At 50.2% G+C, this 16,147-nt stretch carries 14 protein-coding genes; 12 read left to right on the forward strand and 2 right to left on the reverse strand.

Translation table 11 applies throughout. The features are described 5' to 3' along the window. Nucleotides 1–56: 56 nt before the first annotated feature. The 11 genes from C233_RS0101415 to C233_RS0101465 all read left to right on the forward strand — a co-directional run bounded on the left by C233_RS0101415 (nt 57) and on the right by C233_RS0101465 (nt 13,162). A complete protein-coding gene (locus C233_RS0101415) occupies nt 57–974 on the forward strand; it encodes a class I SAM-dependent methyltransferase (RefSeq protein ID WP_025068532.1) in 918 nt (305 codons plus the stop codon). 22 nt (nt 975–996) lie between these two features. After that, nucleotides 997–1,878 carry a cell division protein FtsX gene (locus C233_RS0101420; RefSeq protein WP_018665692.1) on the forward strand — a complete coding sequence of 294 codons (882 nt, stop codon included), beginning with the start codon at nt 997–999 and terminating at the stop codon, nt 1,876–1,878. A gap of 56 nt (nt 1,879–1,934) precedes the next feature. Beyond that, complete coding sequence (locus C233_RS0101425; protein ID WP_018665693.1) at nt 1,935–2,168, forward strand: DUF3098 domain-containing protein; 234 nt, start codon at nt 1,935–1,937, stop codon at nt 2,166–2,168. A 36-nt stretch (nt 2,169–2,204) separates the two neighbouring features. Then, the gene (locus tag C233_RS0101430; protein WP_018665694.1) at nt 2,205–3,008 is read left to right on the forward strand and encodes an undecaprenyl-diphosphate phosphatase; all 804 of its coding nucleotides are present in this window, start codon (nt 2,205–2,207) and stop codon (nt 3,006–3,008) included. Nucleotides 3,009–3,013: 5 nt separating this feature from the next. Then, nucleotides 3,014–3,718: a tRNA pseudouridine(55) synthase TruB gene (gene truB / locus C233_RS0101435; protein ID WP_025068533.1), complete on the forward strand. Its 705-nt coding sequence runs from the start codon at nt 3,014–3,016 to the stop codon at nt 3,716–3,718. 65 nt (nt 3,719–3,783) lie between these two features. Then, nucleotides 3,784–4,842, forward strand: coding sequence for a tRNA preQ1(34) S-adenosylmethionine ribosyltransferase-isomerase QueA (gene queA / locus C233_RS0101440; RefSeq protein ID WP_018665697.1), 1,059 nt, complete (start codon nt 3,784–3,786; stop codon nt 4,840–4,842). A gap of 22 nt (nt 4,843–4,864) precedes the next feature. Continuing rightward, nucleotides 4,865–5,314: a 2-amino-4-hydroxy-6-hydroxymethyldihydropteridine diphosphokinase gene (gene folK / locus C233_RS0101445; RefSeq protein ID WP_018665699.1), complete on the forward strand. Its 450-nt coding sequence runs from the start codon at nt 4,865–4,867 to the stop codon at nt 5,312–5,314. A gap of 41 nt (nt 5,315–5,355) precedes the next feature. After that, on the forward strand, nt 5,356–6,972 hold the full coding sequence (locus C233_RS0101450) for a DUF6377 domain-containing protein (protein WP_018665701.1): 1,617 nt from the start codon (nt 5,356–5,358) through the stop codon (nt 6,970–6,972). Between the two features lie 211 nt (nt 6,973–7,183). Further along, entirely contained in the window at nt 7,184–10,159 is a 2,976-nt protein-coding gene (locus C233_RS0101455) for a SusC/RagA family TonB-linked outer membrane protein (protein WP_018665703.1), read from the forward strand. Nucleotides 10,160–10,178: 19 nt separating this feature from the next. Then, on the forward strand, nt 10,179–11,876 hold the full coding sequence (locus C233_RS0101460; protein WP_018665704.1) for a RagB/SusD family nutrient uptake outer membrane protein: 1,698 nt from the start codon (nt 10,179–10,181) through the stop codon (nt 11,874–11,876). 11 nt (nt 11,877–11,887) lie between these two features. Further along, nucleotides 11,888–13,162, forward strand: a complete 1,275-nt coding sequence (locus tag C233_RS0101465) for a histidine-type phosphatase (RefSeq protein WP_025068534.1) — start codon at nt 11,888–11,890, stop codon at nt 13,160–13,162. A gap of 377 nt (nt 13,163–13,539) precedes the next feature. Here the strand turns inward: C233_RS0101465 and C233_RS0101470 are convergent, their stop codons facing one another. Together C233_RS0101470 and C233_RS24375 are read right to left on the reverse strand one after the other, a co-directional pair. Beyond that, the gene (locus tag C233_RS0101470) at nt 13,540–14,568 is read right to left on the reverse strand and encodes an endonuclease/exonuclease/phosphatase family protein (RefSeq protein WP_025068535.1); all 1,029 of its coding nucleotides are present in this window, start codon (nt 14,566–14,568) and stop codon (nt 13,540–13,542) included. A 64-nt stretch (nt 14,569–14,632) separates the two neighbouring features. Beyond that, nucleotides 14,633–14,803, reverse strand: coding sequence for a hypothetical protein (locus tag C233_RS24375; protein ID WP_164835481.1), 171 nt, complete (start codon nt 14,801–14,803; stop codon nt 14,633–14,635). A 32-nt stretch (nt 14,804–14,835) separates the two neighbouring features. Between C233_RS24375 and metK the strand changes: the two genes are divergently transcribed. Beyond that, complete coding sequence (metK, locus tag C233_RS22115) at nt 14,836–16,128, forward strand: methionine adenosyltransferase (protein ID WP_034777231.1); 1,293 nt, start codon at nt 14,836–14,838, stop codon at nt 16,126–16,128. Nucleotides 16,129–16,147 lie beyond the last annotated feature (19 nt).

Raw genomic sequence — 16,147 nt, forward strand, 5'->3', positions numbered from 1 at the left:
TTGCACCAAATTTAGGATTAGTGCGGGGCTGCACTTCCTTATTGGTAGAACGTTCGATGAATAAACTCACTATAAAAGCTTGTCCGGTATGTGGCGGAACGCATTTGGAGCGTACCCTGACCTGCGTAGACCATTATGCCTCGGGTGAAGTGTTCCATTTATGCCGTTGCCGGGATTGCGGTTTCATCTTTACCCAGGACTTTCCCGTAGAGGCGGAAATCGGACGTTATTACGAGACTCCCGATTATATTTCACATTCAGATACGAAAAAAGGAGCGGTGAACTCCGTGTACCACTGGGTGCGCAGCTATATGCTGAAGCGGAAAGCCCGCCTGGTGGCGTATGAGGCGCACCGGAAAACGGGGCGTTTGCTGGACATCGGTACGGGTACGGGCTATTTTGCCGATACGATGAAACGCTGCGGCTGGCAGGTGGATGCCGTCGAGAAGAATGCCGGCGCCCGTGCGTTCGCAGCAGCGCATTTCGGGCTGGAGGTGAAGGCGGATACCGCCCTGAAAGATTTTGCACCAGGCAGCTTCGATGTCATCACCCTGTGGCACGTCATGGAGCATCTGGAAGCATTGAACGAAACCTGGGAGATACTGAACTCGCTGCTTACGGAGAAAGGCGTACTGATTGTAGCCGTGCCCAACTGCTCTTCGTATGACGCCAGGAAATACGGGGCTTACTGGGCAGCCTACGACGTTCCCCGGCATTTGTGGCATTTTACTCCCGGCACTATCCAGCGGTTGGGAGCCAGGCACGGATTTATCTTGGCAGAACGTCATCCTATGCCGTTCGACGCCTTTTACGTGTCCATGCTGACGGAGAAGAACATGCGCCGTTCGTGCCCGTTTGTACGGGGGATGATTACCGGTACATGGGCGTGGCTGCATGCGCTGGTGAGTAAGGAGCGCAGCAGTTCCATGATTTACGTGTTTCGCAAGAAGAAAAGCGATAAGACGGTAGAGTGATAAATGCGATAAGGGATTAGCAATGAAGAAGAAAGTCAAAAATAACTCCGTGTCTTATTTCGATATGCAGTTCGTCACTTCCAGCATAAGCACTACGCTGGTGCTGCTGTTGCTGGGGCTGGTGGTGTTCTTCGTATTGGGAGCCCACAACCTTTCCGTGTATGTAAGGGAGAATATCAACTTCTCCATTCTTATCAGCGACGATATGAAGGAGAGCGATATCCTGAAACTGCAAAAGAGGCTCGACAAGGAACCGTTCGTCAAGGAGACGGAATATATCTCCAAGAAGCAGGCGTTGCGCGAGCAGACCGAGGCAATGGGAACCGACCCGCAGGAGTTCCTGGGCTACAACCCTTTTACGGCGTCTATCGAAATCAAGCTGCACTCGGACTATGCCAACTCGGACAGCATAGCCAAGATAGAGAAGAAAATCAAGCGAAATACGAATATCCAGGAGGTGCTTTACCAGAAAGACCTGATAGATGCGGTGAACGACAATATCCGCAACATCAGCCTGATGCTGCTGGGGTTGGCGGTAATCCTGACTTTCATATCCTTTGCGCTGATAAACAATACAATCCGCCTGACTATCTATTCCAAGCGTTTCCTTATCCATACGATGAAGCTGGTGGGGGCGAGCTGGGGTTTTATCAGGCGGCCGTTCCTGCAACGTAATTTCTGGATAGGCGTATTGTCGGCGGTCGTTGCCGATACCGTTTTGTGGGGAGCCGCCTATTGGCTGGTTTCGTATGAACCGGAGCTGGTGAGGGTCGTTACTCCCGGCGTGATGCTGCTGGTTTCTGCCGCCGTGCTGGTGTTCGGGGTGCTTATCACCTGGCTGTGCGCCCTGCTTTCTATCAACAAGTACTTGAAGATGAAGGCAAGTACGCTGTATTATATATAAGGAAGGGGCAGGAAACCGAATTGTAAATGGTAAACCGTTAAATAGTAAATAAATAGATGAGTAAACAGAAGTTCGCTTTCGATAAGACCAACTTTATCCTGCTTGCCGCAGGTATGGCGATAGTAATACTTGGTTTTGTCCTGATGACCGGTCCGGCGTCTACGCCCACGCATTTCGAACCGGATATCTTTAGTGTAAGACGTATCAAGGTAGCCCCGCTGGTGTGCCTCCTGGGGTTTGTATTTATGATATATGCCGTGCTGCGCAAGCCGAAAACGGAGAAGGAGTAGCGGTTATTTTTAAACTTTTAATTTAATTCGAAAACAGTGGATTGGTTTGAAGCGCTTATCCTTGGGCTTATCCAGGGACTGACGGAATATCTGCCGGTTAGCAGCAGCGGACACCTGGCTATCGGCTCGGCATTGTTCGGCATTCAGGGAGAAGATAATCTGGCTTTCACGATAGTGGTGCATGTGGCTACCGTGTTCAGCACATTGGTAGTGCTGTGGAAGGAAATCGGGTGGATTTTCCGCGGATTGTTCAAGTGGGAAATGAACGAGGAAACCCGTTATGTCATCAATATCCTGGTGTCCATGATACCTATCGGCATCGTGGGGGTGTTCTTTAAGGACGAAGTGGAGATGATTTTCGGCTCGGGGCTGTTCATTGTGGGATGTTGCCTGTTGCTGACGGCGTTGCTGTTGGGCTTCTCTTATTATTATAAGCCGAAGCAGAAGGAGAAGATTTCCATGAAGGATGCTTTCATTATAGGACTGGCACAGGCTTGTGCGGTGCTTCCGGGGCTTTCGCGTTCGGGCACTACCATTGCTACCGGCCTGTTGCTGGGAGACAATAAGGCGAAGCTGGCGCAGTTCTCGTTCCTCATGGTGATGCCGCCTATCTTGGGCGAGGCATTGCTGGACGGCGTCAAGATGATGAAGGGCGAGGCCATTGCGGGAGATATTCCGGGCATCTCGCTGCTCGTGGGTTTCCTGGCGGCGTTCGTTTCGGGTTGTATTGCCTGCAAGTGGATGATTAATATCGTGAAGAAGGGCAAGCTGATTTACTTTGCCGTTTACTGTGCGATTGCGGGTATCGTAACGCTGGTGGTTTCACAAATGCAGGGATGAGGCGGATGAACTTTAAAGAAGGAGAAGTCTTGTATTTCAATAAGCCGTTGGGGTGGACGTCGTTCAAGGTCGTAGGCCATGCACGCTACCACATCTGCCGGCGGCTGAAAGTAAAGAAACTGAAAGTAGGCCATGCGGGTACGCTCGACCCCCTGGCTACGGGAGTGATGATAGTATGTACGGGCAAGGCGACGAAACGGATTGAGGAGTTTCAGTATCATACGAAAGAGTATGTAGCCACTATCCGCCTGGGAGCCACCACTCCTTCTTATGACTTGGAGCACGAGATAGATGCCGTGTATCCCACGGAGCATATTACGCGGGAGCTGGTGGAGGAGACGTTGAAGAAGTTCGTAGGCGAGATACAACAAGTGCCGCCCGCTTTCTCGGCATGTATGGTGAACGGCAAGCGTGCATACGACCTGGCGCGTAAGGGCGAGGAGGTGGAGTTGAAGCCCAAGTTGCTGGTAATCGACGAGATTGAGCTGCTGGAATGCAACCTTCCGGAAATCAAGGTGCGGGTGGTGTGCAGCAAAGGCACGTATATCCGCGCTTTGGCACGCGACATCGGCCAATCCCTGCAAAGCGGCGCCCACCTTACGGCGCTGGAGCGTACCCGTGTGGGGGATATCCGTATAGAGGACTGCCTCGACCCGCTCGGCTTCAAGGAGTGGATAGATGCCCAGGAGATAGAAATAGGAGATAACTGATTATTAATACGTGGCGTTGTGCGCGGTATCTGCACCGGCACACCGGCACATTACACATTATAATTATGAAACTGTCGCAATTTAAATTTAAACTTCCTGAAGAGAAGATTGCCTTGCATCCTGCAAAGTACAGGGATGAGTCGCGCTTGATGGTATTACACAGAAAGACGGGCGAAATCGAACACCGCATGTTCAAGGATATCCTGGAATATTTCGACGATAAGGATGTGTTTATCTTTAATGACACGAAGGTGTTTCCTGCCCGTTTGTACGGCAACAAGGAAAAGACCGGCGCCCGTATCGAGGTGTTCCTGCTGCGTGAGTTGAATGAGGAGTTGCGTTTGTGGGATGTGCTGGTAGACCCTGCCCGTAAAATCCGTATCGGTAACAAGCTCTACTTCGGCGAGGACGACTCCATGGTGGCCGAGGTAATAGACAATACGACCTCGCGCGGGCGTACCCTCCGTTTCCTGTACGACGGTCCGCACGACGAATTCAAGAAAGCCCTGTATGCGCTAGGCGAGACACCGCTGCCGCACAGCATCATCAACCGTCCGGTGGAGCCGGAGGATGCGGAGCGCTTCCAGTCTATTTTCGCCCGCAACGAAGGGGCGGTAACCGCTCCTACGGCGAGCCTGCATTTCAGCCGCGAGCTGATGAAGCGCATGGAAATCAAGGGTATAGACTTTGCCTATATCACCCTGCATGCCGGCCTGGGCAATTTCCGCGACATCGATGTGGAAGACCTTACGAAGCATAAGACCGATTCCGAGCAGATGATTGTTACGGAGGAGGCAGTGAAGGTTGTGAACCGTGCCAAGGACTTGAACAGGCAGGTTTGTGCCGTAGGTACTACGGTGATGCGTGCCATAGAGAGTACGGTGAGCACGGACGGGCATTTGAAGGAGTACGAAGGCTGGACGAACAAGTTCATCTTCCCGCCGTACGACTTTACGGTTGCCAATGCAATGGTATCCAACTTCCATATGCCGCTCTCCACGCTGCTGATGATTGTGGCTGCTTTCGGCGGTTACGAGCAGGTAATGGAGGCTTATAATGTGGCGTTGAAGGAGGATTACCGCTTCGGTACGTACGGCGATGCAATGCTGATTACGGATAAGTAAGGTAGCGGCTGGGAGTTGTCCGATGTACGTTTACTTGGGTTTAGGAACTAATCTGGGCGATAAGGAGTACAATCTCCGGCTCGCCGTCCGGAAGATAGGGGAGCGGATAGGGAAGGTGGTTTCCCTGTCCGCTTTTTATGCTACCGCCCCGTGGGGGTTCTCTTCCGGGAATACTTTCTTGAATGCGGCGGCTTGTGTGGATACGCTTCTGCCGCCGTTGTCCGTGTTGTATGCCACGCAGGAGATAGAGCGCGAAATGGGGCGTACGCAGAAGTCTGCCGGCGGGGTATATAGCGACCGGCTGATAGACATAGACTTGCTTCTGTACGACGACCGGGTGCTGGATACTCCCGAACTGAAACTGCCGCATCCCCTGATGCACGAGCGCCGCTTTGTCATGGAGCCGTTGGCGGAGATTGCGCCGGAGCTGGTGCATCCGGTATTGGGGAAGAAGATGCGGGAATTATTATAAAAAAACAGTATCTTTGCTTTCGTACTTAAATCGTTGTGCCGATGCTGCGGTATTTGCTTTTTCTATTTTCATTGCTTTGTGCCTGTCTCTGCCCGGCGGCTGCGGACGGGACGGGCGATGATGCCCTGCTTCTGAAGCTGGACGGGATGATTGAACGCCGTGCGGTGTATCAGCAGGAGGTGGAGAGGGAGATTGCGGAGCTTCGCCGGACGCTGGATTATGTGGAAGACGATAAGGTGCGGTTCGATATTCTGGGCGATTTGTTCGTCAAGTACCGTTCGTTCAGGATAGACACGGCGCTGGTCGTTGCGGAGGAGAGGCTCCGGCTGGCGGAGGAGTTGGGCGAGGAGTATGTGAACCAGGGGCTGATGAACCTTGCCGATGCGCTGAACAAGATAGGGAAGCACGAGAATGCGTTGTCTGTGCTCGATAGGGTGACGCGGACGGAGGCTGTAAGGAAGGATACGTATTTCTATTATCTCTATCATACCACTTATCTGTCGTGCTATAACGATGAGACGGAGGCTGCCAAGAAGCAGGCGTTCATGCGGCGGATAAGGGCTTACAAGGATACGTTGGTGGCTATCAGCGACCCTTCTACGGCGAGTTATGTAACGAATAAGTGCGGCAGCCTGAGCTTGCAGGGAAAGTGGGACGAGGCTATCCGGTTATTGGAGGGTTATTATGGGAGCTGTACGGACGATAACCCCGACAAGGCGCGGGTGGAATATCTGCTGGCGGAGCTGTATCTGGGAAAAGGGGATATGCCGTTGGCGAAGCATTATCTTATCCGGGCTTCCATTACCGATATAGCCAATGCCAAAAAGGTGTATATGTCTTTGCAGCAGTTGGCCATATTGCTTTTCCGGGAGGGAGACATTGAAAGGGCTTACAATTATATCTCTTGTTCGCTGGAAGATGTAAACTTCGGAAAGGCGCGTTACCGCATCATCGACATTTCCGAGTATCTTCCTATCATAAAGGCTGCCAACGATGCCCGTATAAAAGCTGACAGGGACAAGGCGTTGTTCTTCCTGCTGGTTCTGTCCGTGCTCGTCATTATGCTGGCGGCGCTTTTCCTTTTTATCCGCAAGAAGAACCGTAAGTTGGTGAGGGTGAAGCAGTCGCTTGCCGAGCAGAACGGGCGCCTGCAGGAGATGACGGAAAATCTTACCCGGATGAACGGGGAAATTCAGGAGTCCAACCGCATCAAGGAGGAGTACATCGGTTTGCTGTTTAATATCTGCTCCGAATATATCTACAAGCAGGAGAACGAGCGCAAGGCATTGTTGAAGATTGTCAATACCGGCTCTATGGCGGATATTTCGAAGATGCTCCGCAGCCAGTCTTCGACTACGGAGGATTTTAAGCTGTTTATCAATAAGTTCGATACTATCTTCTTGTCTATCCTCCCCGATTTCGTGGAGTCGTTCAATGCGCTGCTGAAAGAGGGTGAGCGCGTGCAGGTAAAAGACGGCGAGCTGCTGACGCCCGAACTGCGTATATATGCGTTGATACGGCTGGGCATTAATGATAATTCCAAGATTGCCAATTTCCTCCATTATTCGCTTCAGACGGTGTATAATTACCGACTGAAAATGCGCAACAAGGCTATTATTCCGGGAAAAGACCTGGCTGTGCAGGTGCAGAAACTCTGAAAATCACTTCCTTCGGATTTACTTTAATATCTTGTACTTGTTTCGGCATGCGGCTGTAAATGAGTATGTTATGTTTTTATCTGTCTTCCTTTTACTTACTTTTTCGTTTCGTGCCGTTGTTTGGCGGAATGGTAATATCTACTTTCGCTTCCGGTCTGGTCTTAGTGCCGGACGGTACACTTTGTTATACTTTTATTTAATTGAAGACATTATGAAAAACGAGAAGAATCCAGAGTTTTTTGGAAGAAGGTGGCGGTATTTGTCCGTACTGCTTGCCTTGGTTTTCAGCGTAGGGGTTTCCGCGCAGAAAACGGTTGTGAAAGGTAATATCCTTGATAGGGAGAATTTGCCCGTTATCGGGGCGAATATCCTGGAAAAGGGTACGACGAACGGAACTATCAGTGATGTGGACGGCAATTTCTCCATAACCGTGAGTAGTCCCAAGGCTGTACTGCTTATTAAATATATCGGTTATAAGGATGTGGAAAAGGTGGTTTCTCCGACGATGAAAATCGTAATGGAGGAGGATAGCGAGATGCTCGAGGACGTGGTTGTTATCGGCTACGGCAGCGTGAAGAAATCGGATGCCACGGGTTCGGTAACCGCTATCAAGCCGGACGATTTCAACAAGGGGCTGCGCACCACCGCACAGGATGCCCTGGTGGGTAAAGTGCCGGGCGTGAATGTGGTTGCAAGTTCCGGCGCTCCGGGCGCGGGGGCTACTATCCGCATCAGGAGCGGGGCGTCGCTGTCTGCCTCCAACGACCCGCTAATCGTTGTAGACGGTGTGCCGGTAGATAACTCCACTATCGAGGGAGGCGGCAATGTTATCGGGGGAATCAACCCGAACGACATCGAGACGTTCACTGTATTGAAGGATGCTTCGGCTACGGCTATCTACGGTTCGCGTGCGTCCAACGGTGTGATTGTGATTACTACCAAGAAGGGCGCCGATGCCAAGTTGCGTTTCAACTACTCTACGAATCTCTCCGTGAGCACCATTACGGAAAAGCTGGATGTGCTTTCGGCCGACGAATTCCGCCAGTTCGTTCCTACCGTATCGGGGGTTCCGTCTTCCGTAACCTTAGGCACTGCTTCTACGGACTGGCAGGACGAGATTTACCGCACGGCTTTCGGGCAGGAGCATAACTTCTCTGTTTCGGGCAAGGTGAAACAGAATGCTCCTTACCGTCTTTCGGTGGGTTATAATAACCAGAACGGTGTGGTAAAGACTAATAATTACGAGCGTTTCACCTTTAACGGCGGGATAGCTCCTAAGTTTTTCGACAATCATCTTACGGTAGACTTGAATGTCAAGGTGTCTTACGAGGATAACCAGAAGGTGGACGAAAGCGTGGTTAATAATGCGCTCCGTTACGACCCTACCCGTCCTGTTATGACGGGAAGCGCTACAGCGGCCTCAGACCCGGGGTTGGGATATTATATCTGGATGAACGGGAATTCGCCTATGGCTATCCAGACGGATAATCCTGTGGCGCAGCTCGAATTGCAGGATTTGCATAATAAGGTGACGCGTTCTATCGGTAACGCAGCTGTCAACTACAAGGTGCACCGCTTGGAGGACTTGCAGTTGAACATGAACCTGGGATATGATGTGCTGAGGAGCGAATACAACAAGAATGTGCCCGATATGGCGGGTATGATGTACACGTCCAACATGAAGGACGGTACGGGGCTTGTGTACGATTCCAAGCAGAACAAGCGCAATTACTTGCTGGATTTGTATGCCAACTACTCTCATGTGTTCAACGAGAAGCATAATTTCAGTGCAATGGCGGGATACGGCTGGCAGCATTTCTGGAAAAAGTTCGATGCGACGACGCTTTCTCCGGCAGGCAAGGAGTTGTTCTCACCGAACCATTACGAGTCCGAATACTATCTGCTTTCTTTCTACGGCCGTCTGAACTATTCGTACGACAACCGTTATATGGTTACGGCTACCTTGCGTTCGGATGCTTCTTCCCGCTTTGCGAAGGATAACCGCTGGGGGTTGTTCCCTTCCGTGGCGTTGGGCTGGAAAATCAGCCAGGAGGCGTTTCTGCGCGATTCGGAGGTGTTGTCCGATTTGAAGCTGCGTTTGAGCTACGGCCAGACGGGTCAGCAGGATATCTTGAACGACTATCCGTATATGACTACGTTCACGGTGTCTTATCCGGAGTCTTGCTACCAGTTCGGCGACAAGTGGTATTATACTTACCGTCCGAACGGTTATGATTCCGATATCAAATGGGAAACGACGGAGACGTATAACATCGGTTTGGATTACGGTTTCCTGAACAACCGCATTTACGGTTCTATCGATTATTACCAGCGCCATACGAAGGATTTGCTGAATACTATCAATGTGATTTCGGGAACCAACTATTCTTCCGTCATTACGACAAATATCGGCGAAATGGATAATAAGGGATTGGAGTTCGCTATCAATGCAGTACCCGTGCATACCAAGAACTGGAAGTGGACGGTGGGGATGAATTATACATGGAATGATTCCGAGATTACCAAGCTGAACGTTATCGACTCGGAGGCTAACTTCGTGCAGACGGGGGCTATCTCCGGTACGGGCAAGACGGTTCAGGTATTCATGGTAGGCCAGCGCCCTTATACTTTCTACCTGGCGAAGCAGGCTTACGACGACAAGGGCAATCCTATCGAGGGGCAGTATGTGCAGCCGGACGGTTCCGTTTCTGCCACCGAAACGAAGTATGCTACGAACAAAAGTGCGTTGCCCACTTCTTATCTGGGATTCAATACGCAGCTTACTTATAAGAACTGGGATTTCGCTATCAGCGGGCATGGTTCGTTCGGCAGTTATGTGTACAATTATGTGGCGGCCGACCAGTATGTGCAGTCGGTGTACAGCGACCAGGGCAATTTCTCCAATATATTGTGCCGTACCCGGGATTCCGGTTTCCAGAACCAGCAGCTTTATTCGGATTATTTCCTGGAGAAAGGGAATTTCTTCCGTATCGACAATCTTTCCCTGGGATATACGTTCCGGAAGCTTTGGAACAGTTCGAGCTCGCTGCGCCTGACTTTCGGCGTGCAGAATGTGGCTACTTTCACGAGTTATTCCGGCATCGACCCGGAGATTTACAGCGGTATCGACAAGGAGGTATATCCTCGTCCGCGCGTATTCTCATTAAGTGCTAATTTAAATTTCTAACGGATTAAAACCATACGATATGAAAAAGATAATTGCTTATTCGTTCATTCTGTTTTTCGTGGGCATAGGCTTGGCGTCCTGTCTGGGCGATTTGGATACGATGCCTTTGGACGACAACCAACTGGTAAGTGAAAAGGTGTACCAGACCAAAGACGGTTATACCGGTGTACTGGCAAAGTGTTATGCCTCGCTGATTCTGACCGGACAGCAAGGCGGTGACGGGGGAGACGGCGACCTCGAGGGTGCTAATGAGGGGTATTCCGGTTATGTGCGCCTGCTGTTCTATCTGCAGGAACTGAGTACGGATAATTTCCTGATGCCTTCGTCTTCCAACGGCTTGCGCAAGTGTCTGAACTTGCAGTGGGACGCTTCCAACGCGTCGGTCGTTACCTGGACTTACCAGCGGCTTTACATGAGTATCGCTTACTGTAACGAGCTTTTACGCGAATGTACGGAGAGTAAGTTGCAGGGCAGAGGCCTGTGGGAGGAGATGAAGGACGATTATATGAGTTACCGGGCGGAGGCGCGCTTTATACGTGCTTACTGTTACTCGATGCTTTGCGATTTGTTCGGTGCGGTTCCTTATGTGGACGAGTATACGGGGGTGAAGGAAATTCCCGCCCAGTACACCCGCAAGCAGATTTTCGAGTTTGCGGAAAGCGAGCTGTTGGCTATCGAGAACGAGCTGAAGGCTCCGGGAACCAATGAGTACGGACGCATAGACCGGGTGGCCGGCTGGTTTCTGCTTGCCCGCATGTACCTGAATGCGCAGACGTGGATTAATGAGAATAAGTACCAGGAGGCATATACTTATGCAACGAAAGTCATTGCCAACGGGCATTATCCGCTGGCTTCCGACTACCGTGAAATCTTCCTGGCGGACAACAATACGTGTAAGGAGATTATCTGGCCGCTGGTGCAGGACGGCTTGCGTGCGCAGAGTTCCGCCGGAACGAATTTCTATGTGAAAGCGTTTGTAAACGGTCCTATGGACGAGCTTTACAAGACGGGTGTCGGCTCCAGGGGTTGGGGTAATGTCCGTGCCAAAGTATCGCTGGTGGATGTGTTCGATGCGGATGATGTGGTGTTCGATACCCGTGATATCTGGGGAAATAACAAGAAGGACAAACGGGCGCAGTTTATGACCGCTCTCCCTAACCAGGTGAAGGATACGTGGGATGTGGATATGAATATGACCAGCACGTTTACTTGCGGATACGGTTATATCAAATGGAGAAATGTTACGAAGGACGACGAGCTTTGTGCCTCGGGCGATGCTTATACTTCTATCGATTTTCCGTTGTTCCGTACGGCGGATGCTTACCTTATGGCTGCCGAGGCTATTCTGCGCGGAGGGGGCGGCTCGAAGGCGGAAGCGTTGGGGTATGTCAACGAGGTCAGGGCAAGAGCTTATATGTCCGGTAAGTATGCAAAGAACGGTGTACGTTCCGATGTGTCCGGTGAAATCACTGCGGACGAGCTCGATTTGGACTTCCTGCTGATTGAGCGCCAGAAGGAACTGGCATCCGAGCTGGTGAGGCGTACAGACCTGATTCGCTTCGGCAAATATACGAAGGGGCATAACTGGGATTGGAAAAACGGCGTGCGTTTAGGAGAGGATGTGGACGACAAGTATAATTTGTTCCCGATTCCGGAAAGCGAGCTGACGAATAATCCTACTTTGGTACAGAATGACGGTTATAAAGTGATAAAATAAGAATGAGAATTATGATGAAACTGAAACGGATTTTACTATGTGGTCTGGTGTGGATGTGCTGTGCTCCTTTGGGGGCACAGACTTCCAAGGAGGAGATGTTGGCTACTCCCGAAAAGACCGGCGGGGTATATTGGGCGTATCCGCTCGACTTTGCTCCGCAAACCAAGCCTCCTAAAGGGTATAAGCCTTTTTATATCAGCCATTACGGGCGCCACGGCTCGCGTTATCTGATTGCAGACCGGGATTATAAATGGTTGATAGATTTATTCGGGGATGCACAGCGCGAACAGGCGCTTACTGCTTTGGGGGAGGATACTTACCGGCGTCTGCTCAAGGTATGGGAGGAAGCTGAAGGACATGGTGGCGATTTGACCCCGTTGGGTGTGAGGCAGCACCGGGGCATTGCGGAGAGGATGTATGCTTCGTTTCCGGAGGTGTTTAAGGGTAGTCCTTTCATATCGGCACGTTCTACTGTGGTGCTGCGTTGTGCGATGAGTATGGTAGCTTTCGGCGACCGCTTGAAGGAGCTGAATCCTGGTTTACGGATTTCGTACGAGGCGAGCGGGAAGTATATGGATTACCTGAATTACCATACGGATGTGTCCAACCGTTTCACTTCTTCGCATGACGGTCCCTGGGCGGAGGAATACAGGAAGTTCGAGGAGGCTCATACGAAGCCCGACCGCCTGATTGCGTCTTTATTCAAGGATGAGCGTTTTATCCTGAAAAAGGTGAATCCCAAGGAGGTGATGTGGGGGATGTACTGGATAGCCAGCGATATGCAGAATACCGAAACGCCGGTTTCTTTTTACGATTTGTTCGAGCCTCAGGAGCTTTTCGACTTATGGCAGTGCATCAATTACCGCTTTTATGTAGGCAATGCCAACCATGCCGACGGAAAGGGCATCGTCGTAGCCAATGCGAAGCCTTTGTTGAGGAATATTCTGGATAGTGCCGATGAGGCTATCCGGAAAGGCGGGATTGCCGCAACGCTTCGTTTCGGGCACGACGGCAATGTGATTCCTTTAGTTGCATTGATGCGGATAGAGAACTGCAATGTGGCAGTGGACAATCCGTACGAGGTGTATAAGGTATGGAGTGACTTCAAGGTCGTTCCCATGGCGGCCAATGTGCAGATGATTTTCTTCCGGAGCGAGAAATCGGACGATATCCTGGTCAAGATTATGCATAATGAGAACGAGGTGCATATTCCCGTAAAGACGGATATGTTTCCTTATTATAAATGGAGTGATGTGGAGAGTTATTATCGGAATTTATTGAAATGATTTTTTTTGAGTTAACAATATAAATATTATTAGAAGAAATGCGGCGATGGGATATCGGCGCATTTCTTATATCTGTCCTATATATGCATTCGCTTAGATATGCAGCGGTTGAATACGATGTTAGAAAAATACTTTTATCTGATTTCGGTCTGCCGGCTTTAGACTCATGTACGATACCGGTGGCAGTTATGCTGCACTTATATGTTCCGATATTGCATGGGCTTTGTAATACTCGTCTGTTTCTTGTGTTGGTGATTATATACTATCTTACAGCAAAACCCTCTATAAACGATTATAAGATTTATAGAGGGTTTATATTTTCAATATATCCTACTGCTTAACAAGGATTCACATTGTAAGGCAATATATAGTTACCTTTACTTTATATCGAAAGTTACGAGCAACCCCTTGTGGTCTGTCGGCCATACCCCCTGGGGTAATAGGAACTTGTCTTTGGACTTTTCCTCTGTCCGCTTGCTTTTGACTATGCTGCCTCGTGGTCCGAATATCACGGCATCTTTCAGTCGGATAGCAGGGTGGGGGTAATAGAATACATAATCAATCCGGTCGCGTTCATCGGATTTGGGTGTCCAGGTCAGCTTCTCCACCGGGATAAGCGGGTTGTCTGCGGGGAAGGTGAAACCGGGGTAGTTCAGTACATCCGGGTAGAGGGTACGGTAAGTGTCTATAAAACCGCTGTTGTCTAACATCAGGGGGACTGTCCAGGGGATAATCAGTCCGTTGTGGTCGTACAAGTCTTTTGTCTCCCGAATCCAGTCGAGGTGAGAAGGTTCGTTGAAATCTCCGCCCAAGATAACGATTGTACCTTCCGCGATGTCTTTGCGGGCAGCAGCGATGAATTCTTTGATAGCGTCGTCGCGCAGGGAGGCATCGTTCACTTTCAATACTTCCAGTACGGTTTGCGGAACGGGTATTTCTTCCCAAGTAGAACCGTCGTAGCCGCGTACATTATAATATGCATCGTTCAAGTAGTCGAGGTGTGCTGTGTAAACGGCTATTTTGTGTCCGTTTATGTTGCTTGTCATCTTATAAATGCTTCCGTGGTCGTCTTTCTCGGGAAATACGGTCAGGGAACCGGTTATCGGGTGGCGGCTCAATAGCCCGGAGTCATAACTGTAAAAAGAGTAATATGTTTCTCCTTTCGATTTCAGTGATTGTACGATGCGGTCGCAAAACCGGGTGTTATTGTAGTTTCTCACTTCGCTGAAAGTTACGAAGTCCGGTTTCAGGCGGACAATCTCGTTTACAATAGCGTCGTACCCGCCCGGTACTTTGCTCCCTTCCTGCCAGATATTCCATTGCAGTACGGTAAACTCCTTTTTATCCTGGCTTCTTCCTGCTGTGGATACGAGCAGGAGCAGGCACATTACTAATAGTTTCTTCATGATTGGATTTAGAATTAAGTTTTTGCAAAAATAGGTATTTTGCAGTAATAAGCGTGTTTTTTCGTTAATACTTTACTTCTTGTGCGCCATATTCCCATAAAACCTTTATCTTTGCACCCGAAAAATGATATGTGGAAAGATTTGAGTAGCTTGCAACCACAGAAAAAAATGCTAAAACACATCCTTTTCTGAATGTTCCGCCATGACTACTCGTACCCCGGTCTTCCTCTTTCATTTTTAATTATTCATTTTTAATTATTAGTTGAAATGGGATATTTATTCACATCCGAATCGGTGTCTGAAGGACACCCCGACAAAGTGGCCGACCAAATATCGGACGCTGTGCTTGACAAACTGTTGGCCTATGACCCCAGTTCGAAAGTAGCTTGCGAAACTCTGGTTACTACCGGTCAGGTAGTGCTGGCTGGAGAAGTGAAGACCAAGGCATACGTCGACCTTCAACTCATCGCGCGTGAGGTAATTAAGAAAATCGGCTATACCAAAGGCGAGTATATGTTCGAAAGTAATTCGTGCGGCGTGCTTTCCGCTATCCATGAGCAGAGCCCCGACATCAACCGGGGTGTGGAACGCCGGGACCCTATGGAACAGGGTGCGGGCGACCAGGGTATGATGTTCGGCTATGCCACTAACGAAACGGAAAACTATATGCCGCTCTCGTTAGACCTTGCCCATCGTATCCTGCAAGTATTGGCGGATATCCGTCGTGAGGGCAAGGTGATGACCTACCTCCGCCCCGACTCCAAGAGCCAGGTAACCATTGAATATGATGATAACGGTAACCCCGTCCGTATCGATACGATTGTCGTTTCTACCCAGCACGACGACTTTATCCAACCTGCCGACGAGAGCGAAGCCGCCCAGTTGAAAGCGGATGAAGAGATGCTGGGCATTATCCGCAACGATGTCGTCAATATCCTGATGCCCCGTGTCATCGCCTCCATTCATCATGAAAAGGTATTGTCGCTCTTTAACGATGATATAAAATACCACGTCAACCCTACGGGCAAGTTCGTTATCGGCGGACCTCATGGAGATACCGGCTTGACGGGACGTAAGATTATAGTAGATACCTACGGCGGCAAGGGAGCCCACGGCGGCGGCGCCTTCTCTGGCAAAGACCCCAGTAAGGTAGACCGCAGCGCCGCATACGCCGCCCGTCACATAGCCAAGAACCTGGTTGCCGCCGGTGTGGCGGACGAGATGCTGGTACAGGTATCCTATGCTATCGGTGTGGCGCGTCCTATCAATATATACGTAAACACATACGGTCGCAGCCACGTAAATATGAGCGACGGCGAGATAGCCGGAAAGATAGATGAAATCTTCGACCTCCGTCCGAAGGCTATCGAAGACCGTTTGAAACTTCGCAATCCTATTTATCAGGAAACTGCCGCCTACGGCCATATGGGGCGTGAGCCGCAGGTGGTTACCAAGCACTTCAAATCGCGTTATGAAGGCGACAGGGATGTAACCGTAGAACTCTTCACCTGGGAAAAGCTGGACTACGTAGATAAGGTGAAGGCTGCGTTCGGGCTGTAATATGCCCCGGGTTTGTAAT

Source organism: Bacteroides gallinarum DSM 18171 = JCM 13658 (genome assembly GCF_000374365.1).
In the GTDB taxonomy this organism is placed as follows: Bacteria; Bacteroidota; Bacteroidia; order Bacteroidales; family Bacteroidaceae; genus Bacteroides; species Bacteroides gallinarum.

What these genes read in the sequence shown, in the direction of transcription:
- C233_RS0101415 (WP_025068532.1), top strand. Translation starts at nt 57, where the DNA reads ATGAATAAACTCACTATAAAAGCTTGTCCGGTATGTGGCGGAACGCAT.
- queA (WP_018665697.1), top strand. Translation starts at nt 3,784, where the DNA reads ATGAAACTGTCGCAATTTAAATTTAAACTTCCTGAAGAGAAGATTGCC.
- C233_RS0101465 (WP_025068534.1), top strand. Translation starts at nt 11,888, where the DNA reads ATGATGAAACTGAAACGGATTTTACTATGTGGTCTGGTGTGGATGTGC.
- C233_RS0101455 (WP_018665703.1), top strand. Translation starts at nt 7,184, where the DNA reads ATGAAAAACGAGAAGAATCCAGAGTTTTTTGGAAGAAGGTGGCGGTAT.
- metK (WP_034777231.1), top strand. Translation starts at nt 14,836, where the DNA reads ATGGGATATTTATTCACATCCGAATCGGTGTCTGAAGGACACCCCGAC.
- C233_RS0101425 (WP_018665693.1), top strand. Translation starts at nt 1,935, where the DNA reads ATGAGTAAACAGAAGTTCGCTTTCGATAAGACCAACTTTATCCTGCTT.
- C233_RS0101420 (WP_018665692.1), top strand. Translation starts at nt 997, where the DNA reads ATGAAGAAGAAAGTCAAAAATAACTCCGTGTCTTATTTCGATATGCAG.
- C233_RS24375 (WP_164835481.1), bottom strand. Translation starts at nt 14,803, where the DNA reads ATGAAAGAGGAAGACCGGGGTACGAGTAGTCATGGCGGAACATTCAGA.
- C233_RS0101470 (WP_025068535.1), bottom strand. Translation starts at nt 14,568, where the DNA reads ATGAAGAAACTATTAGTAATGTGCCTGCTCCTGCTCGTATCCACAGCA.
- folK (WP_018665699.1), top strand. Translation starts at nt 4,865, where the DNA reads ATGTACGTTTACTTGGGTTTAGGAACTAATCTGGGCGATAAGGAGTAC.
- C233_RS0101450 (WP_018665701.1), top strand. Translation starts at nt 5,356, where the DNA reads ATGCTGCGGTATTTGCTTTTTCTATTTTCATTGCTTTGTGCCTGTCTC.
- truB (WP_025068533.1), top strand. Translation starts at nt 3,014, where the DNA reads ATGAACTTTAAAGAAGGAGAAGTCTTGTATTTCAATAAGCCGTTGGGG.
- C233_RS0101460 (WP_018665704.1), top strand. Translation starts at nt 10,179, where the DNA reads ATGAAAAAGATAATTGCTTATTCGTTCATTCTGTTTTTCGTGGGCATA.